The organism is Pseudomonas sp. FW305-7 (genome assembly GCF_058786735.1).
Genome location: NZ_JBYSZA010000003.1, coordinates 97,676 through 123,892 on the forward strand (window position 1 = coordinate 97,676; position 26,217 = coordinate 123,892).

Here is a 26,217-nt window from a genome sequence, read left to right on the forward strand (position 1 = left end):
TGCTCACAACGAACACGGCTGGGGGTGAATGGTGCGCGATAAGGTGGGGGGATAGTGAAGGCCATATGAGTTTTTGTGGCGAGGGAGCTTGCTCCCGCTCGGCTGCGCTGCAGTCGTAAAACGTTACTCGCGGTTTTCCTGTAAGAACCTGATCACAGAATCAAGGGCCGCTTCGCGCCCCAGCGGGAGCAAGCTCCCTCGCCAAAAAAGTTCACCCGGCCAAATGTCGGAGCGGCGGAACATTTGATCGTCAGGAGCACGCCACTCGGCGCGGCGGCAGTGCGAAGCGATCACGAAACGCCAGGTAATGCTTGAGCACCTGCCCCGGCGCCTCGGTCTGCGGATAGTGGCCGATGCCCGGCAACAACACGGTGTCCGCGTCGGGAATCAACTCGCGATAACGTTCAACCATGTGCGCCCCGGAGATCGGATCGACTTCGCCATCAATCACCCGCAACGGCACTTCACCGCGCTGCATAGCGGCCACCCAGCGATCACGCTGCACGCGTCGTTCGGGAATGTAGCTGATCAATTTGTGCATGATCCGGGGCCCGCGATTGCTGTCGATCAGGCTCCAGAAATCATCCAGTTCACTTTCACTCGGACGGGTCTGTGGGCCGAAGATCTGGCGGAAGCTTTTGACCAGCGCATCGCGGGTAAACGCACGGCCAATCATCCAGCCCAACGGGCTCAGCAACAGTTTTTGCATCAGCACCGGACGATGGGTTTCCGGGAACAGCCCGCCGTTGAGAAACACGCAACTGGCGACTTCGATCTGACCGTCGTAATGCCGTGCCAGCAATTCCTGCGCAACGCTGTCGCCATAGTCGTGGGCAAGAATGTGCACCGGTGGCTCGACCTGCAAATGGGCGAGCAACGCCTGTTGCAGATCCGCCTGCTCGAGAAGGCTGTAAGTGTGATTCAGCGGTTTGGCCGAATCACCGAAACCGAGCATGTCACAGGCGATCACCCGATAACGCTGGGCCAGTGGTTGCCACAAGTAATGCCAATCCCAACTGGCGGTCGGAAAGCCATGAATCAGCAGCAGTGGCTCACCCTGCCCCGCCGTCCAGTAACGGATCGGCTGGCCACGAAAGACAAACGTCTGGCTGCGTTTACGCCAGACACACAGAGGAATCTCGGCAAGAGGCATTAGAGTTTATATCCCGGGTCTTGTTTATCGAGTTTGCGCAGCAACGCCGGCCAGGCCAGCGCGCCCCCCATGCCTTGAGCACTTTTGGTGACGCCGGCGATCATCGCCTTGGCGCCTGCCAGAATTTGCGGTTCGATGGCGATGAGTTCAGCGCCGCCGGTCTGCGCCATGACTTGAATGTCACAGGCACGCTGGAAGGTGAACATCATCAAAAAGGTATCGGCGATGGTGCCGCCACAGGTCAGCAGACCGTGGTTGTGCAGCATGAGAAAATTGCTCTCGCCAAGGTCGGCCTGCAACCGCGCTTTCTCTTCGTGATTCAACGCCACACCTTCATAAGCGTGATAAGCCAGGCTCGACAGCACGAACAGCGATTGCTGGCTGATCGGCAACACGCCTTGTTTCTGCGCCGAAACGGCAACACCGGAGGCCGTGTGCGTGTGCAGCACGCACACCACGTCATGTCGTACTTCATGCACGGCGCTGTGGATGGTGTAACCGGCGGGGTTGATCTCGTAAGGGCTGCCCATGAGTTTGTTGCCGGCCTGATCGACTTTGACCAGGCTCGACGCGGTGATCTCATGGAACATCAGGCCGAACGGATTGATCAGGAAATCTTCGGTGCCCGGCACCTTGGCGGAAATGTGCGTGAAGATCAGATCGTCCCAGCCATGCAGCGCGACCAGACGATAACAAGCGGCGAGATCGACGCGGGTCTGCCACTCGGCGGCGCTGACCTGCTCTTTGACATTAAGGGACGACTGGACGGGGGCTACGCTCACTGTATGCACCTCTGCGTTCTTATTGTTTTGCTCGTGTCAGCAGTCTAGTCAGGCCAGGCCGATCACGTAGTTGCATTGCCAGCCAGCTTGATGACTGAGCGGGTCAGCCATGCAAACACCTTGGATCCATGTCAAAGCAACGACGCCAACAAAGGTGCGGCGAACAGATTGAGCAAGCCGGTCAACACCATAACCAGCCCCGCCACGGAGCCTTCCTCGCCGCCCACTTCATGGGCGCGACTGACCCCGGCGCCGTGCGCGCCGACCCCGAACAGGGCTCCACGCGCCAAGGCACTGCGCAACGGCAACCACTTCAAGAGCACGCCGCCGAGCATCGCGCCGAACACCCCGGTGAACATCACAAACACCGCCGTCAATTCCGGTACGCCCCCCAGATCCTGCGCCAGCGGCATGGCGAACGGTGTGGTGATCGAGCGCGGCACCAGGGACATCGTCACCGAGCTATCGAGTGCCAGTGCCTTGGCCAAGCCGAACGAAGTGGCAATCGATGCCGCACTGCCGGCGACCATGCCCAGCAGCAACGCCGACCAGTGCCGCACCAACAGGCGCCGCTGCTGCCAGATCGGCACGGCGAACGCGACAGTGACCGGGCCCAGCACCAGCATCAGCCAATGGGTGTTGCTGGAGTATTCGGCGTAGGCGGTGTGCAGCGGCACGGCGAGCGCCAGCAGCAGTGCCGGCACCAGAATCAGCGGCGACAGCAGGTAACGCCCGGTGCGGCGATAAATCCAGCGGCTGAACAGGTAGGCCAGCAGTGTGAAGGCGAGCCAGAACATCGGCATCAGTTCAAGCTTCATGGGAACGCCTCATACGCACGGCCAATTCCACGGTGAACGCGGTCACCAGCATCACCATCAGTGTGCTGGCGGCGATCACCAGCAGAATCCGCCAGCCGTCATTGCGCAACAACGCGCCATAGTCGAGCAGGCTCATCAGCGCCGGGATGAAAAACAGCAGCATCTCGGCCATCAGCAATCCTGCGCCCAACTGCAACGCCGCCGGTTTGACCCAGTCAAAGGCAAACGCCAGCAGCAACAGCGCCATGCCGATCACTCCGCCGGGAATCGGCAGGGCCAGCCAGACGGCGAGTTGGCAGCCGAGCAGGTAGAGACCGAGCAACACGGCCAGTTCGGCGAATAGACGGGAAAGGTGTTTGAGGTTCGCGGCTTTCATGATTTTGGCTCCTTACAGACGCCTATTTTACGAATCGACCTACCATCCCAGAAGCGAATTGTTAGACTCACAGCCATTCCAAAATGGAATCAGGTCATGGAATTCAAACAGTTGCGCAGTTTTGTCGAAGTCATGCATCAGGGCGGCTTTACCCAAGCGGCGAAAACCTTGCACATCAGTCAGTCGGCGGTAAGCAAACAAGTCGCACAACTGGAGCAGAGCCTCGGCACGCCCCTGCTCGAACGGCTTGGCTCACAGCTGCGCCTGACCGCCGCCGGCAGCGTGGTGCTGCAAAGGGCCGAAGGGATGCTGCGATTACGCAACGAGTTGCTCAGTGAGCTGGACGATCTCAGTCAACTGGCGCGTGGCGAGTTGCGCCTCGGCCTGCCCCTGTTGGGCAGCGATGCGCTGTTTGCCGGGCTGTTTGCCGAGTATCGACGGCGCTATCCGAACATCAGCATTCAGTTGCTGGAGGGCGGCAGCCGCAACATCGAGCAAGCGGTGCTGAGTGGCGAACTCGAGCTTGGGGGCAGCTTGTTGCCGAAGGATCCGCAGTTCGACTGCCAGCCGTTTTGTGATGAGAAACTCGACGCCCTGCTGCCGGTGGATCATCCATTGGCAGATCGTGGAGAGATTGGGCTGGAGGAGTTGGCCGATACGCCGTTCCTGCTGTATCAGCGCAGTTTCGTGCTCAATGACCGCTTGCTGCAGGCCTGTCAGCAGATGGGTTTTACACCGAAGGAAGGCGGGCGTAGCGGTCAGGCAGACTTTCTCGCGGCACTGGTGGCGGCCGGGCAAGGCGTGGTGTTGTTACCCAGCGTGGTCGCGCGCGGTCTGGTGCGGCCAGGCGTGGTACGCCTGACCTTGCGAGCGCCGGATTACCTGCGCTGGGACATTGCGTTTATCTGGCGTCGGGGCGCCTATCTGTCGAAAGCGGCGCAGGCCTGGCTGGCACTGTTGCGCGAGCGCGGCATCAGCCCTTGAGTACGCTGACAAGTTCGGCCAGCCAAGGTTCTGCGTCAGTATCCGGCGTCACGCTTTCGCTGGCGTCGATGCGCAGCATTTCCTGAACCTCACGCAGGCCAAGTTCGGCGAACAGCTCACGCATTTGCTCACCACCGCCGCAAAAGGTATCGCCGTAGCTCGCGTCGCCCAAGGCGATCACCGCGCCCGGCAAACCACGCCAGGCTGCCGGCAACTGATCACGAATGGCCGAGTACAGCGGTTGCAGGTTGTCCGGCAACTCGCCCATGCCGGTGGTCGAGGTCACTGCCAGAAAGGCTTCCGGGCCGAAAGACTGGATGTCGGCCAGATTGGCGCGCGAGTTGTAGAACGTTTCAAAGCCAGCGTCTTTCAGCAGGTTCTGGGCATGGCGGGCGACATCTTCGGCTGCGCCGTAGACCGAACCGGAGAGGATGGCGACTTTCATCAATCTGATCCTGAAACTGAAAAAAAGAGCGGCGATAGTAACAGCCCCGGGCGGTGAAGTTGCGATTGCCTCGCAATCAGCGCTGATGGCCTATAGACAGCCTTTACCGTTCTTTTAGAATGCCTGCCACTGACAACGCTGAAAGGATTCAAGGATGATCAACGCCAGTCTGCTGCAAATGGTGATCAACGCGTCGAATGACGGGATCGTGGTTGCCGAGAAGGAAGGTGAACAGGACAACATCCTGATTTACGTCAACCCGGCTTTCGAACGTCTGACCGGCTACACCAGTGAGGAAATTCTTTATCAGGACTGCCGTTTTCTGCAGTCTGGAGACCGTGATCAGGAAAATCTGACGCTGATTCGCGACACGCTGCGCGATGGCGGCTCATGTCGGGAAATCCTGCGCAACTATCGCAAGGACGGCACCCCGTTCTGGAATGAGCTGTCGCTATCGACGGTGAAAAACGCCGATGACGGGCAGACGTATTTCGTCGGTGTGCAAAAGGATGTGACGGTTCAGGTCAAGGCTCAGCAAAGGGTTGCGCAGCTGGAAGCGCAAGTCGCCGCCCTGCAAACCGAGCTCGCGACGTTGAAAGCGACGAACGGCGAAAACAAAACAGCGAACTAATTGTCATTAACTACAATCACCAATGACTTTGTAACTACTTCTTACGAGCCAACCATGCAACGCGACGCCCTCCTGACCCAGGATGAGCTGGATTTTATCCAGACCATGCAGCACAACCCGCAATTGAACGTGCGGGATGCGACGTCGAGTCTGCTGGTTAATGGTGGTTCGCAGATCCGTGACTTGCTCACGCGCCTGGCCGCTCACGAGCAAGTCACCATTCAGGCCAACTTCGAAAATCAGCAAATGACCTTTCCGCTGCACCTGGTGGAAGACGAGTTTCATGCGCTGCATTTGCGCCTCGGCGTACCGAGCATTTACGAAGATGGCCCGATGGTGCGCCCATGGCGACTGACACTCGAAGAACCCGTGGCACTGGAAAACGCCAAGGGTCAACCGGGCACAATGTGGGTGCACGAGGTTTCGCATAAAGGCGTACTGCTGGAAATGCGCAACAAGACCAAGCCGCCCAAACATTTCGCGCTGTGGTTCAGCCCTTCCGGTTATGAGCGAATTTCGCTACGCGGGAATTTCGAGCGGGAAACCGAAAGCGGTTTCTACGCTTACGAACTCAGCCAGACCGATGCGGATGAAACCGAGCGTTTGCGCCAGTTCATCCTGCAACAACATCGCTTGACGCACCCTGCCCTGCACACCTGATTTTCAGGTGTCGAGCTTGCCCGCCAGCATCTGTTTCAGACGCTGACGCATCGTCGCCCCTTCGTTGCCAATGCATCCGATCGACGTTCCCGCCAGGCTCTCCTGCGCAAGGTCGGAGGCATCCCCCGCCAGCAACAACTGACAATCGAGACTCAAGGCCAACCGGTTCAGGCGCCGCGGCAATTCCGGAGCCGGTGCGTGATTGGAAAACAGCACCAAAGCGTGCGGTTTGATCTTTTCGCACACCAGGGTCAGTTCGTCGAACGGTTGTCCGCTGGTCAACACCCGCACACCCGAATCACTGCTGCTGAGAAACAGTGCCGCGACCAGCAGCTCCAGTTCCCGACACTGGCCAGCCAGGGCGCTGACGATGATCTTGCGCGGTTGCGCGCCACGCAGTGCGATGATTCTCTGCAACGCCCGCGTGCGCAGATAACCGTCGAGAAACAGCCATTCACTGGTTTGCCCGAAAGCATCCTTACGCTGCAGCAGTTGCCGCCACAGCGGCATCAGAATGTCCTGAAACACCACGGGCAACGCGTACGAGGAAAAGATCTGACCGTAGACCCGGTCCAGTTCGGCATCGTCGAAAGCGCTCACCGCCCGCTGCACCTGAAGCTGCCATTGCTGGTAATCCGCCTGCACCAGATCATCGGGAATGAAGTGCGCCAATACTTTCAATGGCTCGGTCTTCGCCAGGATCTTGCCGACTTTGCTGACCGCCACGCCTCGATCGATCCACTCGACGATGCTGCGAACGCGCTCGATTTCGGTCATTGAATACAACCGATGCCCACTTTCGGTGCGTGTTGGCTGAATCAAACCATAACGTCGCTCCCACGCACGTAGCGTGACCGGGTTGACGCCAGTCAGCCGTGAGACTTCACGTATGGGAAACAAATCTTCGCGCTCGAGCGCAACAGATGCCTGCGAAGCAGGGCTTATGTCCGTCATGACAGGCATTGTGCGATCTACGTCCTTGTGGATTTTGGATCCCATTCTACTCTCGATGCCCTATTTAGGTTCAAGCGATCATATGCGACGAAAGTCACTGGTTTAATCATCAAAATCGGGAATAATCCTTGCTTGCTAAAAAACGCAGGCCTCCACCCCGGCCTGCGTCAGGCGAAGCTCCTACCCGGAGTGACGCAATCGAAATACGGAGATACACAATGTCTACTTCCCCCGTCACGCTGATGGTTGCGCGTCGCGTCGCCGATGGCCGCTATCAGGATCTGATCGCCTGGCTACGTGAAGGCGAACAACTGGCTACCGACTTTCCCGGATATCTCGGCTCCGGTGTACTCGCGCCACCGCCCGGCGATAACGAGTTTCAAATCATTTTCCGTTTTGTCGATGAGCAGACCTTGCATGCGTGGGAGCACTCGGCCTCGCGTACCGCCTGGCTGGATCGCGGTTCCGATCTGTTTGCCCATCCGAAGGAGCACCGCGTCAGTGGCATTGAAGGCTGGTTCGGCGCCAACGTCATCGGTCAGCGTCCGCCGCGCTGGAAACAGGCTGTGGCGATCTGGCTGGCGTTCTTCCCGGTGTCGCTGCTGTTCAACTTTGTCCTTGGCCCGCTGCTGGCTGAAATGAGTCTGTTGCCGCGCGTGTTGATCAGCACGGCATGCCTGACGCCGCTGATGGTTTATTTCTTTATTCCGCTGTCGACGCGATTGCTGGCTAACTGGCTGAACAGCACGCCGGTGCGGCCGCTGCCTGCGGAACCGGTCTCTCAAAACCATTAATTTGCTGTGGGAGCGAGCTTGCTCGCGAAAAGCAGTGTGTCAGTCGCAATAATGTTGAATGGCACATCGCATTCGCGAGCAAGCTCGCTCCCACATAAGCACACGACACCACACCCGTTCTGCGATAGGAGAGCAACCCGTGTCGCTGTTATAGTTTTTGCTCCCACCGCGACGCGAGCCGTTCATGAGCCCAACTTCCGCCCCGATCCTCATCACCGGTGCCGGCCAGCGTGTCGGTCTGCACTGCGCACAGCGTTTGCTCGAAGACGGCCACCGCGTCATTTTCACTTACCGCAGCGAACGTCCCGGCGTACAAACGCTGCGGGGGCTGGGCGCCATTGGGCTGTTCGCGGACTTCTCCAGCGAAGCCGGGATTCTCGCCTTCATCACCGAACTGCAAACCCACACCGACAGCCTGCGGGCAATCGTGCACAACGCCTCCGAATGGCTGGCGGAAACCCCGGACAGCGAAGCCGAAGCGTTCAGCCGGATGTTCAACCTCCACATGCTCGCGCCCTATCTGATCAACCTGCATTGCGCCGACTTGCTCAGGCAATCGACGCCCGCAGACATCATCCATATCAGCGACGATGTCACCCGCAAAGGCAGCAGCAAGCACATCGGCTATTGCGCCAGCAAAGCGGGGCTCGACAGCCTGACCCTGTCTTTTGCCGCCCGCTATGCCCCGGCGATCAAGGTCAACGGCATCGCGCCCGCCCTGTTATTGTTCAACCCCGACGACGACGCGGCGTACCGTGCCAAGGCGCTGGCCAAATCCGCGCTGGGCATCGAGCCCGGCAGCGAAGTGATCTACCAGAGCCTGCGCTATCTGCTCGACAACCCGTATGTCACCGGTACGACCCTGACCGTCAACGGCGGAAGGCACGTCAAATAAGCCTGCCTATGAGGATGTTCCATGACCCGCTCCCTGCCCGAGAATTACCGCGAAATCCTCATCGGCCTCGGTGAAAACCCCGACCGCGAAGGTTTGCTCGACACGCCGACGCGTGCGGCCAAGGCCATGCAGTACCTGTGTCACGGTTACGAACAGAGCGTCGATGAGATCGTCAATGGCGCGCTGTTTGCCTCGGACAGCGACGAGATGATCATCGTCGCCGACATCGAGTTGTACTCGTTGTGCGAACATCACCTGCTGCCCTTCATCGGCAAGGCCCATGTGGCTTATATTCCGACGGGCAAGGTGCTGGGGCTGTCGAAGATCGCGCGACTGGTGGACATGTTCGCCCGGCGCCTGCAGATTCAGGAAAACCTTACCCGGCAGATTGCCGATGCGGTGCAACAGGTCACCGATGCCGCCGGCGTCGCGGTGGTCATCGAGGCCCGGCACATGTGCATGATGATGCGCGGTGTCGAGAAACAGAATTCGACCATGAACACCTCGGTCATGCTTGGCGCCTTTCGCGAGTCGAGCAACACCCGCCAGGAGTTCCTGCAATTGATTGGACGGAGCAAGTAAATGTCACAACTTCAACCGGGAATGGCGCGCATCCGGGTCAAGGATCTGCGCTTGCGCACCTTTATCGGGATCAACGAGGACGAGATCCTCAACAAGCAGGATGTGTTGATCAACCTGACCATTCTGTATGCCGCGCAGGAAGCGGTGCGTGACAACGACATCGACCACGCGCTGAATTACCGCACCATCACCAAAGCGATCATCGCTCACGTTGAGGGCAACCGTTTCGCGCTGCTCGAACGGCTGACTCAGGAATTGCTCGATCTGGTGATGAGCAACGGCTCGGTGCTGTACGCCGAGGTCGAAGTCGACAAGCCGCATGCGCTGCGGTTTGCCGAATCGGTGTCAATAACGCTTGCAGCGAGCCGCTAGCTTCAAGCTTCAAGCGGCAAGCTGTAAACTTCCTGTCACCGCCACCCATCTTGCAGCTTGAAGCTCGTCGCTTGAAGCTGTCTCGCAGAGACTCCCATGACCGAGCAACAACGCCTCGAACTCGAAGCCGCCGCCTTCCGCCGGCTGGTCGCCCACCTGGACAGCCGCAAGGACGTGCAGAACATCGACCTGATGAACCTCGCCGGGTTCTGCCGCAACTGCCTGTCGAAGTGGTACAAGGCCGAAGCCGACGAGCGCCAGATCGAGGTCAGCCTCGACGACGCCCGCGAAGTGGTTTACGGCATGCCGTACGCCGAGTGGAAAGCCCAATATCAGCAAGAAGCCAGCGCCGATCAGCAAGCGGCGTTTGCCAAAGGAAAAACCCATGAGTGACCTGAACACCCTGCGCGCCAGCCTGAAAAGCGGCGAGCATGCCTTCGCCGACACCCTCGCGTTCATTGCCGCCAGTTACGACTATCAGCCTCAGGCATTCAATAACGGTGGCGTGGAAAACGCGGCCGGGCAGAACGAAGGTTCGTGCAAGACCCTGGGTCTGGCGTTGCTGGAAGGGCTGAACGATGAAGAAGCGCTGCTGGCATTTGGCGAACATTACCGTTCGGTAGTGGCGACGCCTGAGGGCAGCGATCACGGCAACATTCGTGCGTTGATCCAGCACGGTCTGGCTGGCGTGAAATTCACCGGACAACCGCTGACCCGCCGCTAATTTCAGCTGCAAACCCAATTCCTGTGGGAGCGAGCCTGCTCGCGAATACGGACTGACATTCGACATTGATGTCGACTGAAACAGCGCATTCGCGAGCAGGCTCGCTCCCACATTGGAACTGTGTTGAACCTGAAACTCGGGCATAAAAAAACCGGCCAATCGGCCGGTTTTTTTATGCCTGCGATCTTAGAACGAAGCGTTCTGCAGACCGTCCAGGTACCGCTCGGTATCCAGTGCCGCCATGCAGCCGGCGCCGGCCGAGGTGATGGCCTGGCGGTAAACGTGGTCAGCCACGTCACCGGCGGCGAAGATACCTTCGACGCTGGTTGCAGTCGCGTTGCCGTCACGGCCGCCCTGCACCACCAGATAACCGTCTTTCAGGGTCAGCTGGCCTTCGAACAGCGAAGTGTTCGGAGTGTGGCCGATTGCGATGAACACGCCGTCGACGGTGATTTCGTCGAAGCTGCCGTCGTTGTTCTTCAGGCGCGCACCGGTCACGCCCATGTTGTCGCCGAGGACTTCGTCGAGGTTGGCGTTCAACTTGAGGATGATCTTGCCTTCGGCCACACGAGCGTTGAGCTTGTCGATCAGGATCTTCTCGGCGCGGAAGGTTTCGCGACGGTGGATCAGGGTCACAGTGCTGGCGATGTTGGCCAGGTACAGCGCTTCTTCAACAGCGGTGTTGCCGCCGCCGACCACTGCCACAGGCTTGTTGCGGTAGAAGAAACCGTCGCAGGTCGCGCAGGCGGAAACGCCTTTGCCCATGAACGCTTCTTCCGAAGGCAGGCCCAGGTAGCGAGCGCTGGCGCCGGTGGCGATGATCAGGGCGTCGCAGGTGTAGGTCGCGCTGTCGCCGGTCAGGGTGTAAGGCTTGGCGGCGAAGTCCACGGCATTGATGTGATCGAAAACGATCTCGGTTTCAAAGCGCTCGGCGTGCTCGCGCATCCGCTCCATCAGCGCAGGACCGGTCAGGCCATGGACGTCGCCTGGCCAGTTGTCGACTTCGGTGGTGGTGGTCAACTGACCGCCAGCCTGCATGCCGGTGATCAGCAGCGGCTTGAGGTTGGCACGCGCGGCATACACCGCAGCGCTGTAACCGGCAGGGCCGGAACCCAGAATAATCACTCGCGAATGACGGACTTCAGACATGACCTGCTCCTGTTGACCGGGCCGAATAAACTGGCGCGGAACGCCGGACTGCCGGCGGGAATAAAAAAGGACTGTGGATAACCTTGGGGAAGGCGTGAGCTCGACAGTCCTGTAAAAAGTTGGGTGCAGCGTATCGAGGGGGGCAAGATTAAGGAAATACGGTTTAACAATCCAGCTCATAGGTCGTCTCTATGCCGACGTACTGACGAGCTGGACGTCCGACGATCTGGATCACTCATCCACACCGGCGCCTGTTTTCTGCCGACTGCTACGTTTAACGTTGGCAGCTCTCGGCAAAAATCGGTTGCTGGAGATAACTCGAACACCACAAAAAAACACTTCTCTTAAAGGGAAAAACTTGCAGATTTTAGTACCTGAATTTCCCTGTAATTCTAATAGCCACTATATAGCCATGATGCGCAAGAAGTTGCGCAACTGCTCATAATAAAATACCCCCTGAAACCGCTACAGACCTTACAGCCAAAGGGCTGTAGTCAAGTGCGCAAGAAGTTGCGCAGTACTGCGCAACTTCTTGCGCACTTTTCGCGGGTTCTGCCTGTCCAACTAACCTGCACGGATGAGGTAATTCACTTAAATCCTTGATCCGAAATGACTATCGAATCACTGGCACGAAAGTTGATATCTCAGAACTTACACGGACAGGCAATAGTGCTTGTTTAACGTGTCACTTCGAGCAAGGAGAGCATTCCCATGGCAACACCAGCGTACATGTCGGTCACTGGCGAAAAACAAGGTCTGATCACTGCCGGCGCTTTTACCGCCGACTCGGTTGGCAACACTTTTCAAGAGGGCCACGAAGACCAGGTCATGGTTCAGGCTTTCAGCCACGACGTGATCATCCCGCGTGACCCGCAATCCGGTCAGCCAACCGGTCAGCGCGTTCACAAGCCAGTTGTGATCACCAAGGTCTACGACAAGGCTTCGCCTCTGCTGCAAGCTGCTCTGACTTCGGGCGAGCGCATGAGCGAAATCGTTATCCAGTGGTTCCGTACTTCGGCTCAAGGTACCCAAGAGCACTACTACACCACCAAACTGGAAGACGCGATCATCGTCGCCATCAACAACAAAATGCACAACTGCCAGGACCCAGGCAACTCGCACTTCACCCACCTGGAAGAAGTGCAGTTCACCTACCGCAAAATCACCTGGACCCACGAAGTATCCGGTACTTCGGGTTCCGATGACTGGCGTGCTCCAGTCGTTTAATTACGGCTGATCGCTTCACACATCGGCCAGCTCTGCTGGTCGATGTGATGGATGTCTTGCAGAGTTGATGTGCGGACTCTCTTTCTCACCTGACCAAGGAACAGTTCAATGCGTCAAAGGGATTTGAAGTTCACGTTTTCCGTGTTGTCAGGGCAGATGGAGTTCGAGGTCGTAGAGTTCACGCTGGAGGAAGCCGTTTGTGAACCTTTTCGACTCAGCATCGAGTTGGCCAGCCACAACCCGAACATCGATTTCGGCAAGGTTCTCGATCAGCCCTCACTACTCACGATCTGGCAGGGCGGCACGGTCGTGCGCCATGTCCACGGGCTGGTGTCCAGCTTCACACAAGGCAAAACCGGCTTTCGCCGCACGCGTTATCGCGCCGTTGTCGAACCACAACTCGCTCGCCTCGCCCTGAGTTCCAACTGGCGTATTTTTCAGCAGAAAAACGTGCCGGACATCATCAAGTCCGTGTTGAGCGAGCACGGCATCCTCGACTATCAGCAACACATCAACAGCGAACATTTGCCGCGCGAATACTGTACGCAGGTCGGCGACACCGACTTGTACCTGTTCGATCGGCTGTCCAGTGAAGAAGGCTTGTTCTATTTCTTCAAATGCAATGAAAGCACTCACACGCTGATCCAGGGCGACAAACTCTATGTGCAGGAGCGTATTCAAGGCGCTCCGGTGCTCTACACCACTGAACCTGCAGCGGATGCCACGCAACCCGTCCTCTATGCGTTCAGTTACACCGAGAACGTCCGCACGGCCGAGCAGACCCAACGCGACTACACCTTCAAGCGCCCGACCTTCGACCAGCAGCAGAACTTCGCCGGCGATGATTTGCAACATCAAACGCCTAACTACGAACGCTATGACTATCCGGGCCGCTACAAGGCCACCGCTGCCGGTAAACCCTTCACCCAGAATCGCTTGCTGGGGCACCGTGGCGACGCGCGGATCGCCGTTGTCGAAGGCGACGATCCGCGCCTGATCCCGGGTTTCTCTTTCCAGCTCACCGGCCACCCCCGAGAAGATTTCAATCGCTGGTGGCGCTCGCTGAGGATCACTCACAAGGGCATCCAGCACGCCAGTCAGGAAGAAGAGTCCGCCGGTGCCGATGTCGGCGTGAGTTATGACTTTGTCGCAGAGATCGTTTGCGAAGAAACCGAATGGCGCACCCCGCCGATGCCCAAACCGATTGTCGACGGGCCGCAAATTGCGACGGTGACCGGGCCGGACGGGGAAGAGATCTACACGGATGAATTTGGTCGGGTAAAGGTCCAGTTCCCATGGGACCGGGAAGGCAAGAACAACGAATTCAGCTCCTGCTGGGTGCGCGTGGCGCAGAACTGGGCGGGCGCGGACTGGGGCCATATGGCGATCCCGCGCATCGGCCAGGAGGTCATCGTCGATTACCTGGACGGCGACTGCGATCAGCCGATCATTACCGGTCGCACGTACCGGGCAACGAACATGCCGCCTTACCAACTGCCCGATCACAAGATTCTCAGTACCATCAAAAGCAAGGAATACAAGGGCACTCGGGCCAACGAACTGCGCATTGACGACACTACCAAGCAGATCAGTGCCGCCTTGATGAGTGATCACGGCAGCACCGCATTGCATCTGGGTTACCTGACGCATCCGCGGCCGAGCGGTGGTGAGCCGCGCGGCGAAGGTTTCGAGTTGCGCACCGACGAACACGGCGCGCTGCGCGCGGCCAAAGGTCTGCTGCTCAGTACCGAGGAGCAAATGAACGCCAGCGGCGGCCACCTCAATCGCGGCTCGGTCATACAGGTACTGGAAGCGGCGTTGAAACTGGCCAAGGACTTGGGGGACTACGCCCAGGACAACCAGGGTGTCGGCCATGACAAGGCACCGCAGAAAACCCTCAGCGATGCGGTTCGCGACCTGGGCAACGGCGCGAACGACGAGTCGGGCAAGACCAACGGTGGCAATCCGGCGATTGCCATGAGCGGTGAAGCCGGCATTGCGGCGGCATCCCCCAAGAGCATCACGGTGGCAGCGGGTGAGCATATCGACACCATTGCCCAACAGAATCAGCAACAGACCTCGGGGCAGAAGTTTGTGCTCAATGCCGGGAGCGACCTGGGGATGTTTGCCCACAGCGGCGAAATGCGCCAGATCACCCACCAGGGCCCAATGCTGTTGCAGGCGCAGAAAAACAACATCCGCCTGGAGGCGGATCAGAGTGTGGAAGTCAGCGCGAGCAACCAGCATGTGCTGGTGTCGGCCAAAGAGCACATCACCCTGATGTGTGGCGGGGCCTACATCACCCTCAAGGGCGGCAATATCGAACTGGGCATGCCCGGCAACCTGATCGTCAAAGCGGCCAAGCACAGCCTGCTCGGTGCGACCAGCCTGGAAGCCGAACTGCCGAAATTCAAAGTCGGCGATACCCAGCGACGCTTCATGCTCAAGCAGATCGACGGGACGTCGGCGATGCCCAACATGCCGTACAAAATAACCCTGTCCGATGGCGAAGTGGTCGAAGGCGTGACGGATGCTCAGGGCGCCACACAGTTGCTGCAGAAAGATGTGATGAGCATTGCCAACGTCGCCATGCTCAAGCCGCCCGCCCCCGCAGCGGCAGGCGCGGCGGGAGGAGGCGCAGGGGCAGCCGCCAGTGCGGCCGGTGCTGGTGCTGCTGACGAGGCGGAGGAAATTGTGCAGTTTTTTGAATTCAAGGATGACCAGGGTGGTCCCGCACCACACCACTTCAAGGTGATGTCCGCCGGGGAAGTCGTGGCCGAGGGATCCGGTGATCGCACGCCTGACTTCCCCGCTGACATGGAGCTGGAGCTGGAGTCGTGGCCGGTAAAGGAGACACAAAATGCCTGATCTCATCACGCCACAGGTGCGCAAACTCGCGGCCATCGGATATGGCGAAGCCTCGACGGACAACAATCCGCAGGAAGTCCGCGGCATTTGCTTTACGGTGACCAACCGTATGCGCGCGTGGGGGCTGGCCGACGTCGCCAGCCTGCTCAAGGAGACCGGGGACAGTTATATCGTTGCAGCGCGGGGCAAGAATGAGCGTTACAACCAACTCATGGCGGCTTCGGAAGCGGACATCAATGCAGATCCGAACATGCGCTCGGCAGTGGAGAGTGCGCGGGATGCTCTCGCCCAGCGCGGCAATGATCCCTCCAATGGTGCTTACTGGTGGGATGGCATCGATATCAAGGATTCGACCAACCCCCGACACTCGGACGGATTCCACTACGGCTCCCCCTCGCACAACATTTTCGGTGTTGCGCAAGTCTCGAAGCCGGAAAAAATCACCTACTGGAAGCAGCTCAACAAAAAGACCAACACCATGGTCAATGTCCGCGAGCGGGGGCGTTATAACCACGTATACCGGTCCACTGCCGCCATCGGCAAAACGATCTTCTGGACCACCAATCCGGAGTACATCAAGGCAACCGGCGCCAAGGAATATCGATGAGCAAACTCACCCGTTGTCTGAGCCTGTTTCTCGTTGCGGGCCTGCCCTTTCTGGCGCAGGCCGCCCCGGTACAGTTCACCGATTACCGTGCGTTCTATCGGTCGCTGGGCGACAACCTGTTCGCCGGAGACGGCAGCGAGCTGGCCAGGCCTTGCTCTGAATCGCCAAGGCATTGCCTGTGGGTCAACGCCATGCGCCCGGCATTTGAACGTTTTGAGGATGCGCAGTGGAGCGCGCCCGACGAACTGAAGCTCGACCCGCCCAAAGGCACACCCGTCATTGTCTTTGACGGAGAAGCCCTGACGGTCGGCAAACAACGTTGGCCGCTGCGCGAGGCGGTCAACCTCGCCTCGCCGCAATGGCCCGTCGGTGACCCCATCGATCCGGAAAACGTGGCGACCGCCACGGCTTGGCGCCAAGGCGCCTCAACGTGCCTGGAGTTGCATTACGTCAGCAGTGGCTACGGTAGTCGCTATCCCCTGGTGTTGCTGGTACACGACCAGCATCTCTACGCGTTACCGCGACTTTTCTCCTCTTGCTCGGCCATTCGCAAGGCGCCCGGCAATCAGTTCAGCTATCCGGAAAACGCATACCTTGGGGCAGAGCTGGAAAACAATCCGACCGGGCTGCAAGTGGATTACCGGGTACCCCAAGCAAAAAAACCGGTGGTGCAGTACCTGTTGCACTTCCCGAATCAGGGCGATCCCTTCGTTTTTGAGGCGCAGCGCCAATAGGCGCCAGCGGACAAATCCGTCATGACCTTGCCCCCACGCGCAGACCAATGGAATTTTCAAGGAGGAAATGGGCGATGACTGATCCTACCCAGCCGAAAAAGATCGCTTCCAGCCAATCGATCACCATGCCCAGCGGTGGCGATATCCACCTGATTCCACCACCACCGAAGCCCTGTGTGACGATCCTCGTGCACGGCGTCAACGACCTCGCGGGTTGCTACGCACGTATTGAGCAGGGTCTGTGCGCGGGGCTGAACGAACGTCTCGATATGCCACGTACCTTCCCCAACGGCGCGAACAACCCGGGATACCTGTTGCCGGCCAGCTACAGTGTGCCCGACGATGATGACGGCAAGGCCATTAACCCTGACGCCGTGTACTTCCGTCGCAAGTCAGGAACCACTAGCGAGGGATGCCAGCCGCGCAGTGTGGTAGTGCCATTCTATTGGGGGTTTCGCGAGGAAGAGGCGTTCATTCAGAAAGACGAGAAGCACGGTCAGTGGCTGGATCGAGACGGCAACCGCCTGGACAAGGCCGGTACCAAGGAAGGCGGCCAGTTCGCCAACGCCACCACCAACCTGCCGGATATGTGGGGCAAGGGTTTCAACGGCATGCTGCTCGGCTTCATCTCGCTGAACAAAATCGGCGGCACCATGACCCACCCGTTGTTTTCAGCCGCCGGTCGGCGCTACATGGTGCTGGCTGCCATGCGCCTGGCCATGTTGATCAAGATCATTCACAAACGTCATCCGAACGATACGATCAATGTGGTTGGCCACAGTCAGGGCACGCTTCTTACGCTGTTGGCCCATGCTTTCCTCAAAGAAGACGGTGCCAAACCCGCCGATGGCGTGGTCATGCTCAACTCACCCTACAGCCTGTTTCAGCCCAATATGGATAAAGTCCAGAAATTGGGCGGTCAGCAAACGACCGGCGCACGCATCGCTACGCTCAACGGCATCTTGCAATTCATCGCGGGCAGCCCTAATCCGGTGCCAGCTCTATCGGGCGTAGCCCTGAAAAACAAACAGGGCTACGGCGCGATTGGCGGACCTGGCTGGACGGGTACATCAGCATGTCAAACCACGATCCGTGGAGAAAAAATCACCTTCAATGAACGTGACAACCGCGGCTGCACTTTTCTCTATTTCACCCCTCAGGATCAGGTTGTGGGCCTGAAGAACGTCCAGGGTATCGGTTGGCAGGGTATCGGCGAGGAGGTCGATGGCCAGCCCGCGCGCAAGATCCTTCCGCAACGTTTCCATCAACGGGTATTTACCCTGCGCAAACGTAAAGGCGAAAAAGAACCCGTCGGTAAACATGTGCCTCCTTACGTCTACCTATTGCGCCAGGACAGTGAGCAACCATGGGAAGACACCGGACTGGGCTTCATGGACCGGATACCCAATGGTAGCCTGGACAAGGGCGCCAGCGTGGTATTGACCGCACCTCAATTACCGGTACCGGGTGACGTGAACTTTGCTAACGACGGCGTCGTCACCGCCCCTGGAGAGCAATCAAAAAGCGGGGTGTACCAGGTCAAGGACAAACTGGATCCTGTCGATGCTTCGATCGGCGTGGCCAATGGAGGCTGGGAGCCAGAAAACCCACGCCGCAGCCGTCAGGAGACCATGGAAGAGGCCTTGGCTTTCCAATATGGACAAGACATCAAGAGCGTTGAAGAGGCCCGCAACAAGGGCAAGGACGCCTCGCAGTGGGCTCATGTGTTTGCCGCTCGGTCTCAAGGCAATGGCATGGTTCTGATCACTCGCGGGGAAACGCCTTATGAGGCGCGGCTACGTCTCCAAGGCGAGGAGTACTCGGAAGCTCAGTCCTTTCACTCATCCATTCCCAACAACCCTGAACATAGCCGACAAGTGCTGGCCTATGACGTGGCAATTGGTGCAGGTGAGAGCGTTGATGATGCGACCTTTTATGCGTATCTGTGTCGTGTTGCGGATTGGCGACTGGATTGTGGGAGCACCCGCGCCAGAGGGAGGGCCCAGGCTGACGCGGAATTACAGAGTGACGGACCGGATGATGATGTGGAGGCGCTTTATCTTCAGGATGAAAACAAACCACTGATCGACGCCACGGTGATCTATCGAAAGAGTGGCAAGCTGCCTGACGCTGTGAAGGATCAAATGCCCGCATTGGTGGCCACGCAGACGCGAACTGAACTGAAGAATGGCGAGCCCATTCGTTTTGGCGGTGTCCCTTGATGCGCGAGCTATTTACGTACCTGTCTTTCACCAGCCTTCTGCTGACCAGCCATCTGGCTCAATCGGCTGAACATTTATTGACGGCTACTCGTTGCTTTGCCAGCCCGGCTTCGCCCGTGGCTTCCTATACTTCGGCCAAGGAGGCCGCCGCCATGCCTGCTGATACTCGTTACCGCGCCCCTGCCACTTCGCCTCGCCTGGAAACACTCGATGTGCTCAGCATCGGAATGAGCCTTGACGTTTACCGCCAAGGCCAGGCCTGGCAAACCCTGCAAGAACAAAATGCCAAACAATCCGAAGCCCTGCACGTCGGCAGCATCCTGCCCATGGACCCGAAGAAGTACCCGGTAACCGCCGATGACAAGGATGCCGCCTCTGAGAAGAGGGAGGCAGATGCCTTGGAGTTGGGCTTGCGCGATTTCCTGGAGAAATGGCCCATTCCGACCGTGACCGTGGTTCGTGGCTGGAAACCCGATACACCGAATCTGCGCTTTACGCCTGAAAGAACCCGGAAAAGCCTGTCGGTGATGGTCAATGACCTGCGCGGCCCCGCCGGGTTGCACTGGCATCGCATTCGTAATATGCAGGACGGAATTGTCTGCAGTGATACCCCCGAAGATTTACTGGAGACGTTGTTCCAGACCTTCGAGCACAATCCAGATTTGCCGGCACTGCTGGTCTACGCCAATGAAGGCTTCAACATGGCCTTGGCGTTGAGCACGAAAGGTAATAAACCCATCGGCCTCGGCACCGGGCCACGACAACCCGGCGAACTCACCGACTCAATGGTCGCCTTGGTCGTCGGCCGTCCCGAGCGCGTGGAATGGCTGCGTTATTACGCCCAGTTCGCGAAGGTGAACGAGAACAAGATCGACCCGGAATTCTCCGGTTGGGGCGCACGTAAACCAACTGTGGAGTTCCAACCGTCGGAGTTCATTCCTCAACCATGGACTCAACGCGCTTTCGAGCAATGGGACGCGCTGCCAGTGTTGGCCAAACTGCATCGACCAGTCACCGTGTCGCTGCTACGGCCTGACAACGGAGAACGCCTCAAGCGCGAAGCCTTGACCGTCAAACTGGCCGCAGGCTGGAAAAGCGCTACTGACGGGCTCCCTCAAAAACCGGCTCGAGTTTTCTTTGATGGTGGCTTGAACACCACACCTCTGGCTGAACTGCTGCCAGCGCTCACCGCCGCGCACAGTCCGCTAGACCTGCTCGATTCGCGCGAGAGCTACGATTTGACCCAGCGCTTGGGCGACACTGGCTCGGCCTCGCCGTTTGTCGGCCTCACCCTGGCAACGATGGCCAGTTATCTGAACGCGGACACCAGCGTGGTCATTCCGATGCGCCGCCCTGACCAGGCAACGATCATTGCCGTGACCTCGCCAACACCCGGCAAAAAGCCTTCAGGCAATGATCATTTCGGCGTCAACCTGATGCCACAGACCGCGAGCACCGAGGAGCCGCCAGCCGCACCGAATGCCCATTCGGCGCCAAAAATGCATGTCATTGAACAGGATCACACGCTGGAAGAATTCCTCGCCGACCAGAAACCGAAAACCAACTGGATGGACGATCTCTAGGAGGCCTGCTGCCATGGACATCATTCGGCTCGGCGACTCCACCAGTCATGGTGGCACCGTTCTTGAAGCTTTCAACCAGACGGACCTGAACGGCAAACCCATGTCCGGTGTTGGTCATAAGGTGGTTTGCCCACTGTGCAAAGGGGTTTTCCCGATCACGCAGGGCAGCGCCCTGCTGGATGTCGGCGGCATCGCGGTGGCGCTTCACGGGATGAAAACCGCGTGCGGCGCCAGCCTGATTGCCAGCAACCCCAAGGGCGAAGCTGCAAGTTGAAAACGTGGGGCGTTCTTTACGTCTGCGCTGCTGCCCGGGAAACAAGCTGGATCAACGGTTCTTGTTCACCCCCGACCAGAGCAGCGAGGGCAGCGTCCGTGAGTCCAGCAACGCTTCATCAGCCGTAACCAGACGCGGGAGAACATGCCAGGGATGGTTGGCACTGCGGTGATGATGCAGGTGCAGATTGATGTGATAAGGCCAAATGAAAAACCGCCCTACGCACCCGACTTTCCATGCATATGTCCACTCCCGCCAACCGGGGGTGACGTCAGGTCCGCCACTGTGCTCGGCAATGCTGCGGATTTTCTGCAGCAGGGTGCCCAGCGTGGCCAGTGGCACCAACCAGAAAAAAACAACCAACAAGATCGTCTGGGCCGACGTCTGCCAAGCGATGAAAGATAAAAGGACCAGCCAGATCACACCGGCTGCCAATGCCGGCCGGGTCATCTTCGGGGATGCTCCGCCCGCAGCCTTGTAGGCGCGCAGATTGCGCAGCGTGTTGATCAACAACAGATCCCCGAGCAATTGTCGCAGCAACAATTTGCCGCTCAGTGGACGGAAATCCCAAGGCTGGCGGTGATACAAAAAGCGGCGCTCCGGGTCGTTGGCGGTTCCGGTCTGTTGATGATGTTCGAGGTGCAGGGGCCGATAGAATTCCACCGGGACCATTCCCGGCACACCGATTGCCAGGTTGATCAGAAAGTCGTTGAGCGTGCGATGACGGGTCAGGTGATAGTGCGTCGCGTCGTGGTACAGGATGAACAGCGCATGTTGGCGCGCGGCAATCACCACGAAGGCCACGCCATACAGGCGCCAGTCCCCCACGTACAGGGCGATGCGCAACGTGACGATGATGCACAGCCATTCCAGCAGGATCGCCGCCATGCTGCGCAGATCCACTTTCAGGCGCTTGAGCATGACGGTGAACAGGCCTGCCAAGCCGCCGATCGCAGCGCCATACACCACGTCGAGCAGCACGTGCTGGCCCGTCGTCAACACGGTAATCCCCAGCACCACGCTCCACAGACTGAAGAGCCAGGCCGTACGGACGCGCAGGCAAGCGAGGACAACGCTGATCGCCACCGGCAAAGCCATGTGCCCACTGGGCGAGGCGGCCAGCGGTGAGTCGAGTTGGTAGAACCACGTGAGCCACTGCGACGAGTTCTCCGGACGCTCGATCATGGTTGGCCAGAACAAGTGGCTCAGCAGGCAGGTTCCGGACGCCACGGCCGCCGCAAAAAAAGCGGGCAACAGCCATTCGCGGCGCCGCCCCAGTAGCACCAGTGCCGGCATGATCAATACATAGCTCAGGTACAGCGGCAAGGTGTAAGGCAGTCGAGCAATGTGCGCGTCAAAACCTGTCGGTTGAATCACCCGCACCGCGCCCATCGGATAGTGCGTGACGAGAAAATACAGCGCGCCAGTGACGACGGTGTAGATCACCAGCCAGAGGAAGGGTCGCGTCACGATCGAAGTATCAAAGTGATGACTGACAAACGTGGATGACATGAATAAGGCGCCTGATAGGTTAGAACAAACTCAATTTTTCATACCGCCATGAACGGCGATTTCTGCTCGGTTATTCAAGGTTTGCACCTTCAGAAAATGACAGCGACGAAAGGAAGTCTACGTTGCATTGACCCTTTCAACTCGCCAAACTCCAGACATCTTGCTTGCGATGCCGAGGATCTCCATGCGTTTGAGCGCAACGTCAGTTGAATGCTCCGATCTGCATCCACATGAAATCAATCGGATGTTCGAGATTTATTCCGCCTCCTACTGCGACATCTCTCGCCCGCAATTTGATCAGGATTTGCAGGACAAGACCCATTGCATCGTGTTGCGTTGCGCGGATCAGACTATCGTCGGTTTCACCACACTCAAACGCTACGAGCGCACGTGGTGCGGGCAATCGATCAGGGTGATTTTTTCCGGCGACACTATCATTGACCGCGAACACTGGGGCAGCCAGCAACTGGCTTTCGCGTGGATGCGCCTGGCCGGTGAGATCTGGCAGGAGCAGCCTGACGTTCCGCTGTACTGGTTTCTGATCTGCAAGGGTCACCGCACCTACCGTTATCTGGCCGCCATGGCGTTGAACTACGCCCCCCGCGCTGGCGTGGTGACGGACCCTGCGGTTAAGGCACTGGCGGATTATCTGGCAGTGGATCGTTTCGGCGAGGCCTATGATCCCGCAACGGGCGTGCTGTCTTTCACAGTGCCACAAGGTCGCTTGACGACCGAGCTGGCACACGTCCCCGCCCCTCACCTGCGCCTGGAAAACGTCGCGTATTTTCTACAGCAGAATCCTCGTTATGCGTCGGGCGATGAGCTGGTCTGTCTATGTGAATTACACCCCGAAAACCTTCGGCCATTGGCGCTGCGTCTGTTTGCCGCCGTGCAACCATGCTGATCCGCCAGGCCAGCGCGGCGGACAATCGGCAGTTGCTCGATTTTCAGGCGCGGCGGGCCATGCAGGGTGGTTTGCCAATGCGCTTCGATCGCGGGCCGGACTACTTTGCGCTGCACCGTTGTCATGCTAGCGACCATCGCACCTGGCTGGCCGAGAACGAAACCGGTGATCTGAAGGGCATCGCCAGCCTGGTGGTGCGTGAGGGCTATCTTCAGGGCGACATTCAGCCCGTGGCCTATCTGGGTGACCTGCGGCTGGTGCCTGACCGACGCCTGTCGCTGTCGTGGATGGCCGAGGTCAAAGTCCGTCTTGCAGCACTGGCCGGTGAAACGGGGGTGCAGCACGCCTATTGCTGTGTCATCCGCGACAACCGTCTCGCCACCCAGTCACTGCTCGGCGGACGGCGCGCCAATCCACTCGGGCTGGCGCACTGGCGGGGCTACAGCAACGTCGCCGTGTATGCCCAGCGTGGCTGGGGAAGCACCCCGCGAACGCCGGAGCACGTGCGCATCGTGCAAGCGCAGCCGTGTCACGCCGACGCACTTCGTGCGTTTCTAGACCGGGAATCGGCAGATCAGCCCTTCGGCAACGTCTTCAGTGAGGCGCTGTTTGCCAGGCGCCTGGAGACTTGGCCGGACTTCGGCCTCTCGTCATTTCTGCTGGCACTGGACACCCGAGACAACCTGCTGGGCTGCGTCGCGCCCTGGGATGCCGGGCGGATCAAACGCGTGGTGGTTGAGACTTTGCCGCTGACCCACCAGGCCCTGCGCCTCGCGTTCAACACCTGTGCGCCGCTGTTGGGGCGCCCCGCCATTGCCGCGCCCGGCGAGGCGCTGCGCGACGTTTACCTGACCCATTTGCACGTCCGACAACGCGACCCGCAGATTTTTGCGGCACTGCTGGACGCGACGTGGATGCGCGTTCGCGGTCAGTACGCGTTGATGCAACTATGCCTGTATGACCATGACCCATTCTGGCTGGCCATGAAGCGCTATCGCGCCGTGTCCATAGCCATGGACTTGTACACGGCGCCTTGTGTGGGCAATGCCACGGCGTTGACGCCGCAGGATGCCGAGCGCATCCCAGGGTTTGAAATCTATCTCGTCTGAGCGCAACCGTGCAGGACATCCAATAGCGTCAACCAGAAACGCGTGGCGTCAAAGCCACCGCCGCCCAGCACCGGTTGACCATGGTCGAGCCGGGGCAGGCAGATCTGCGGCATGCCCGCGATGCGTTGATGTTCGAGGTAAAACTGGCCGTCATGGGCCCAACCCGGTCGTCGCGCATTGAGGCGAGCATGATGGGTATCGAAGCGCGAACTGGGGACGGCGCTCCAACTGATCACGTGCAGGCATTGCACGTCGGCGGGCAAATGTTTGAGCAGGTCGCTGATGTGCGGGTCGCGCAGACTGCTGATATCCCGTGCGCCAGCGGCCACCCAACGGGTTTTTGCCAACACCCGGCGAAGGCGATCAAACGGGTAGTCGAGGTTCGACTGCCCTGCGCTGCAAGCCAACACGTCATCGATGACTGTGGACGGACCTGTCGGTGGTTGCACCAGCACCACACCGTCACACGCCTGACTCAACCGTTTGTCCTCTGCCAATGCCGCGAGCGCGTCAAGCCCACCCTTGCTGTGCGCCAACACGACAAATCGCTGCCCCTGCCTGAGTCGGGCCGTCAGCACCTGACTGATATGTCGACCTTGCGCCATGACGCCCCGAGAGGAACGCACAGGCATGCGCAAAACCGGATAGCCCCGGCGCCGCAACGTCCGCGCGCAATCCTGAAAACAGCCGGGCAACCATTCGGAAAACAGCCCGGCCACCAGTACCACCAACGTGTCCTGGGAAAGGTTGAGCGTGGGCTTGGGCCAGGACGCGATAAATTGCTCCGTGCAGTCCAGCAATGCGTCGGGCGCGACGAATTCGGTTGCCGGAAAATGCCGTGACCACTCGGCAAATCCCTCAGGTGTCCAGGCGGGTGTCATCGCCGAAGGCCCTTTCATGGTGTGCGCCCAGCGTATTCGTCGAGGGTTTGCCGCGCCGTTGCCAACGCTTCACGGGTGTCGAGATGGTTGGGGTGAAACCCCGGAATGAACCAGGCCAGCCATTTCGGAAACACACGGATCAGTGGGCCGGGTCGGACGAATAACCATCCGAGCAAACGCAGCCATTCGCGCCCGTTGCGACGCTGCCCATCATTGCTTGCCAGTCGGTAAATGAAATACAGGACATCGATGGCAAAGTAGCCCGTCATGATCAGCATGACCCCGCAACGCATCAGGTATCGCCGCAGCGGATTGCTCACTACCACGCCCAGCACATCGTAGGCGACGGCCTTGTGTTCGGTTTCTTCGACCGCATGCCAGCGCCACAGCATGGCCATCTTCGTATCGGCGCCTTCAAGGATCGCGGGATGACGCAAGAGTTGATCGGAGAGGATCGCGGTGAAATGTTCCAGGCTGGCCGTCATGGCCAGGCGCATCACCGGGGAAAATTTGTTGCCCACCTCCTGGCGGCGCATCAGCAGTTGTTCCAGCGTATCAATCGGGGCGCCTTGTGCCGCGAGTAGCTGGTTATACGAACGATGTTCGCGGATATGCGACGCTTCCTGATAAACGAACGCGTCAACGGCCTGGGCCAGCGCCGGATCTTCGTCGATCGCCTTTCGAAAGTGCACGACACTGTCGATGAAGAGTTTTTCGCCAAGTGGAAACATGATCGACAGGCCATCGAAAAAGCGTGTTACATGAGGCCAGCCACGGTACCAATAGCGAGGAACCTGCTCATCAAGTGCAAACCGCAGGGTACGCCGGGGGATGTCTGCACTTACGGATTTTGTCAGCGAGCGTCTGCTGAAAAGGCGTTTTAGATACGACATAAAGTTTTCTACGGTTCCTCATCGCTCCGCCGCGTCAGCATTTGATCGTTAGCAAAGCGGTCAGGACGGTATACTTTTTCGACT

At 58.9% G+C, this 26,217-nt stretch carries 28 protein-coding genes; 18 read left to right on the top strand and 10 right to left on the bottom strand.

From position 1 onward, the window contains the following. Nucleotides 1–250 precede the first annotated feature (250 nt). The 4 genes from AC3WMT_RS05680 to AC3WMT_RS05695 all read right to left on the bottom strand — a co-directional run bounded on the left by AC3WMT_RS05680 (nucleotide 251) and on the right by AC3WMT_RS05695 (nucleotide 3,129). Nucleotides 251–1,153, bottom strand: a complete 903-nt coding sequence (locus tag AC3WMT_RS05680) for an alpha/beta fold hydrolase (protein WP_103305146.1) — start codon at nucleotides 1,151–1,153, stop codon at nucleotides 251–253. After that, the gene (locus AC3WMT_RS05685) at nucleotides 1,153–1,935 is read right to left on the bottom strand and encodes a class II aldolase/adducin family protein (RefSeq protein WP_103305145.1); all 783 of its coding nucleotides are present in this window, start codon (nucleotides 1,933–1,935) and stop codon (nucleotides 1,153–1,155) included. The genes AC3WMT_RS05680 and AC3WMT_RS05685 overlap by 1 nt, the downstream gene beginning before the upstream one ends. Nucleotides 1,936–2,066: 131 nt before the next feature. After that, a complete protein-coding gene (locus AC3WMT_RS05690; protein WP_103305144.1) occupies nucleotides 2,067–2,753 on the bottom strand; it encodes an LrgB family protein in 687 nt (228 codons plus the stop codon). Then, nucleotides 2,743–3,129: a CidA/LrgA family protein gene (locus tag AC3WMT_RS05695; RefSeq protein ID WP_103305143.1), complete on the bottom strand. Its 387-nt coding sequence runs from the start codon at nucleotides 3,127–3,129 to the stop codon at nucleotides 2,743–2,745. Before AC3WMT_RS05695 ends, AC3WMT_RS05690 begins: the two co-directional genes overlap by 11 nt. A 96-nt stretch (nucleotides 3,130–3,225) precedes the next feature. Here AC3WMT_RS05695 and AC3WMT_RS05700 point away from each other — a divergent pair, with 96 nt between their 5' ends. Then, entirely contained in the window at nucleotides 3,226–4,113 is an 888-nt protein-coding gene (locus AC3WMT_RS05700; RefSeq protein WP_103305142.1) for a LysR family transcriptional regulator, read from the top strand. Here the strand turns inward: AC3WMT_RS05700 and AC3WMT_RS05705 are convergent. Beyond that, a complete protein-coding gene (locus AC3WMT_RS05705) occupies nucleotides 4,103–4,558 on the bottom strand; it encodes a flavodoxin (RefSeq protein WP_103305141.1) in 456 nt (151 codons plus the stop codon). The genes AC3WMT_RS05700 and AC3WMT_RS05705 overlap by 11 nt on opposite strands. A 154-nt stretch (nucleotides 4,559–4,712) precedes the next feature. Here AC3WMT_RS05705 and AC3WMT_RS05710 point away from each other — a divergent pair, with 154 nt between their 5' ends. Together AC3WMT_RS05710 and AC3WMT_RS05715 are read left to right on the top strand one after the other, a co-directional pair. Further along, nucleotides 4,713–5,189 carry a PAS domain-containing protein gene (locus AC3WMT_RS05710; protein WP_103305140.1) on the top strand — a complete coding sequence of 159 codons (477 nt, stop codon included), beginning with the start codon at nucleotides 4,713–4,715 and terminating at the stop codon, nucleotides 5,187–5,189. 54 nt (nucleotides 5,190–5,243) lie between these two features. Further along, nucleotides 5,244–5,849 carry a hypothetical protein gene (locus tag AC3WMT_RS05715; protein ID WP_103305139.1) on the top strand — a complete coding sequence of 202 codons (606 nt, stop codon included), beginning with the start codon at nucleotides 5,244–5,246 and terminating at the stop codon, nucleotides 5,847–5,849. Nucleotides 5,850–5,852: 3 nt separating this feature from the next. Here the strand turns inward: AC3WMT_RS05715 and AC3WMT_RS05720 are convergent, their stop codons facing one another. Next, nucleotides 5,853–6,812: a MerR family transcriptional regulator gene (locus tag AC3WMT_RS05720; RefSeq protein WP_103305138.1), complete on the bottom strand. Its 960-nt coding sequence runs from the start codon at nucleotides 6,810–6,812 to the stop codon at nucleotides 5,853–5,855. Nucleotides 6,813–7,021: 209 nt separating this feature from the next. On the opposite strand from AC3WMT_RS05720, the gene AC3WMT_RS05725 reads away from it, so the two are divergent. The 6 genes from AC3WMT_RS05725 to AC3WMT_RS05750 all read left to right on the top strand — a co-directional run bounded on the left by AC3WMT_RS05725 (nucleotide 7,022) and on the right by AC3WMT_RS05750 (nucleotide 10,170). Beyond that, nucleotides 7,022–7,597: an antibiotic biosynthesis monooxygenase gene (locus AC3WMT_RS05725; protein ID WP_103305137.1), complete on the top strand. Its 576-nt coding sequence runs from the start codon at nucleotides 7,022–7,024 to the stop codon at nucleotides 7,595–7,597. 184 nt (nucleotides 7,598–7,781) lie between these two features. After that, a complete protein-coding gene (folM, locus tag AC3WMT_RS05730; RefSeq protein WP_103305136.1) occupies nucleotides 7,782–8,492 on the top strand; it encodes a dihydromonapterin reductase in 711 nt (236 codons plus the stop codon). 21 nt (nucleotides 8,493–8,513) lie between these two features. Next, nucleotides 8,514–9,074: a GTP cyclohydrolase I FolE gene (gene folE / locus AC3WMT_RS05735; protein WP_103305135.1), complete on the top strand. Its 561-nt coding sequence runs from the start codon at nucleotides 8,514–8,516 to the stop codon at nucleotides 9,072–9,074. After that, the gene (gene folX, locus AC3WMT_RS05740) at nucleotides 9,075–9,446 is read left to right on the top strand and encodes a dihydroneopterin triphosphate 2'-epimerase (RefSeq protein WP_103305134.1); all 372 of its coding nucleotides are present in this window, start codon (nucleotides 9,075–9,077) and stop codon (nucleotides 9,444–9,446) included. Nucleotides 9,447–9,542: 96 nt separating this feature from the next. Further along, the gene (locus tag AC3WMT_RS05745; protein ID WP_103305133.1) at nucleotides 9,543–9,839 is read left to right on the top strand and encodes a DUF1244 domain-containing protein; all 297 of its coding nucleotides are present in this window, start codon (nucleotides 9,543–9,545) and stop codon (nucleotides 9,837–9,839) included. Continuing rightward, entirely contained in the window at nucleotides 9,832–10,170 is a 339-nt protein-coding gene (locus AC3WMT_RS05750; RefSeq protein WP_103305132.1) for a HopJ type III effector protein, read from the top strand. The genes AC3WMT_RS05745 and AC3WMT_RS05750 overlap by 8 nt, the downstream gene beginning before the upstream one ends. A 186-nt stretch (nucleotides 10,171–10,356) precedes the next feature. Here AC3WMT_RS05750 and trxB read toward each other — a convergent pair whose 3' ends face one another. Beyond that, complete coding sequence (gene trxB, locus AC3WMT_RS05755) at nucleotides 10,357–11,319, bottom strand: thioredoxin-disulfide reductase (RefSeq protein ID WP_103305131.1); 963 nt, start codon at nucleotides 11,317–11,319, stop codon at nucleotides 10,357–10,359. A 711-nt stretch (nucleotides 11,320–12,030) separates the two neighbouring features. Here trxB and AC3WMT_RS05760 point away from each other — a divergent pair. From AC3WMT_RS05760 to AC3WMT_RS05790, 7 genes are all read left to right on the top strand, one after another. Further along, the gene (locus AC3WMT_RS05760; RefSeq protein WP_213027578.1) at nucleotides 12,031–12,546 is read left to right on the top strand and encodes an Hcp family type VI secretion system effector; all 516 of its coding nucleotides are present in this window, start codon (nucleotides 12,031–12,033) and stop codon (nucleotides 12,544–12,546) included. A gap of 108 nt (nucleotides 12,547–12,654) precedes the next feature. Continuing rightward, entirely contained in the window at nucleotides 12,655–15,414 is a 2,760-nt protein-coding gene (locus AC3WMT_RS05765) for a type VI secretion system Vgr family protein (protein ID WP_103303084.1), read from the top strand. Further along, nucleotides 15,407–16,021: a hypothetical protein gene (locus tag AC3WMT_RS05770; protein WP_103303085.1), complete on the top strand. Its 615-nt coding sequence runs from the start codon at nucleotides 15,407–15,409 to the stop codon at nucleotides 16,019–16,021. Before AC3WMT_RS05765 ends, AC3WMT_RS05770 begins: the two co-directional genes overlap by 8 nt. Then, nucleotides 16,018–16,755: a hypothetical protein gene (locus tag AC3WMT_RS05775; RefSeq protein ID WP_103303086.1), complete on the top strand. Its 738-nt coding sequence runs from the start codon at nucleotides 16,018–16,020 to the stop codon at nucleotides 16,753–16,755. Before AC3WMT_RS05770 ends, AC3WMT_RS05775 begins: the two co-directional genes overlap by 4 nt. 74 nt (nucleotides 16,756–16,829) lie before the next feature. Beyond that, nucleotides 16,830–18,977, top strand: a complete 2,148-nt coding sequence (locus AC3WMT_RS05780; RefSeq protein ID WP_103303087.1) for a T6SS effector phospholipase Tle3 domain-containing protein — start codon at nucleotides 16,830–16,832, stop codon at nucleotides 18,975–18,977. Further along, entirely contained in the window at nucleotides 18,977–20,560 is a 1,584-nt protein-coding gene (locus tag AC3WMT_RS05785) for a type VI lipase adapter Tla3 domain-containing protein (RefSeq protein ID WP_305888149.1), read from the top strand. Before AC3WMT_RS05780 ends, AC3WMT_RS05785 begins: the two co-directional genes overlap by 1 nt. A gap of 13 nt (nucleotides 20,561–20,573) precedes the next feature. Then, nucleotides 20,574–20,834: a PAAR domain-containing protein gene (locus AC3WMT_RS05790; RefSeq protein ID WP_054048120.1), complete on the top strand. Its 261-nt coding sequence runs from the start codon at nucleotides 20,574–20,576 to the stop codon at nucleotides 20,832–20,834. Nucleotides 20,835–20,885: 51 nt separating this feature from the next. Here the strand turns inward: AC3WMT_RS05790 and AC3WMT_RS05795 are convergent, their stop codons facing one another. Further along, nucleotides 20,886–22,346 (bottom strand): fatty acid desaturase, encoded by a 1,461-nt coding sequence (locus AC3WMT_RS05795; RefSeq protein WP_103303089.1) that lies wholly within the window; start codon nucleotides 22,344–22,346, stop codon nucleotides 20,886–20,888. Between the two features lie 244 nt (nucleotides 22,347–22,590). Between AC3WMT_RS05795 and AC3WMT_RS05800 the strand changes: the two genes are divergently transcribed. After that, entirely contained in the window at nucleotides 22,591–23,250 is a 660-nt protein-coding gene (locus AC3WMT_RS05800; protein ID WP_213028743.1) for a hypothetical protein, read from the top strand. After that, nucleotides 23,244–24,359: a hypothetical protein gene (locus AC3WMT_RS05805; RefSeq protein WP_103303091.1), complete on the top strand. Its 1,116-nt coding sequence runs from the start codon at nucleotides 23,244–23,246 to the stop codon at nucleotides 24,357–24,359. Before AC3WMT_RS05800 ends, AC3WMT_RS05805 begins: the two co-directional genes overlap by 7 nt. Here AC3WMT_RS05805 and AC3WMT_RS05810 read toward each other — a convergent pair. Both AC3WMT_RS05810 and AC3WMT_RS05815 read right to left on the bottom strand, forming a co-directional pair. Then, a complete protein-coding gene (locus AC3WMT_RS05810) occupies nucleotides 24,347–25,240 on the bottom strand; it encodes a hypothetical protein (RefSeq protein ID WP_103303092.1) in 894 nt (297 codons plus the stop codon). The genes AC3WMT_RS05805 and AC3WMT_RS05810 overlap by 13 nt on opposite strands. Nucleotides 25,241–25,254: 14 nt before the next feature. Continuing rightward, entirely contained in the window at nucleotides 25,255–26,133 is an 879-nt protein-coding gene (locus AC3WMT_RS05815; protein ID WP_177431368.1) for a metal-dependent hydrolase, read from the bottom strand. Between the last annotated feature and the right edge of the window lie 84 nt (nucleotides 26,134–26,217).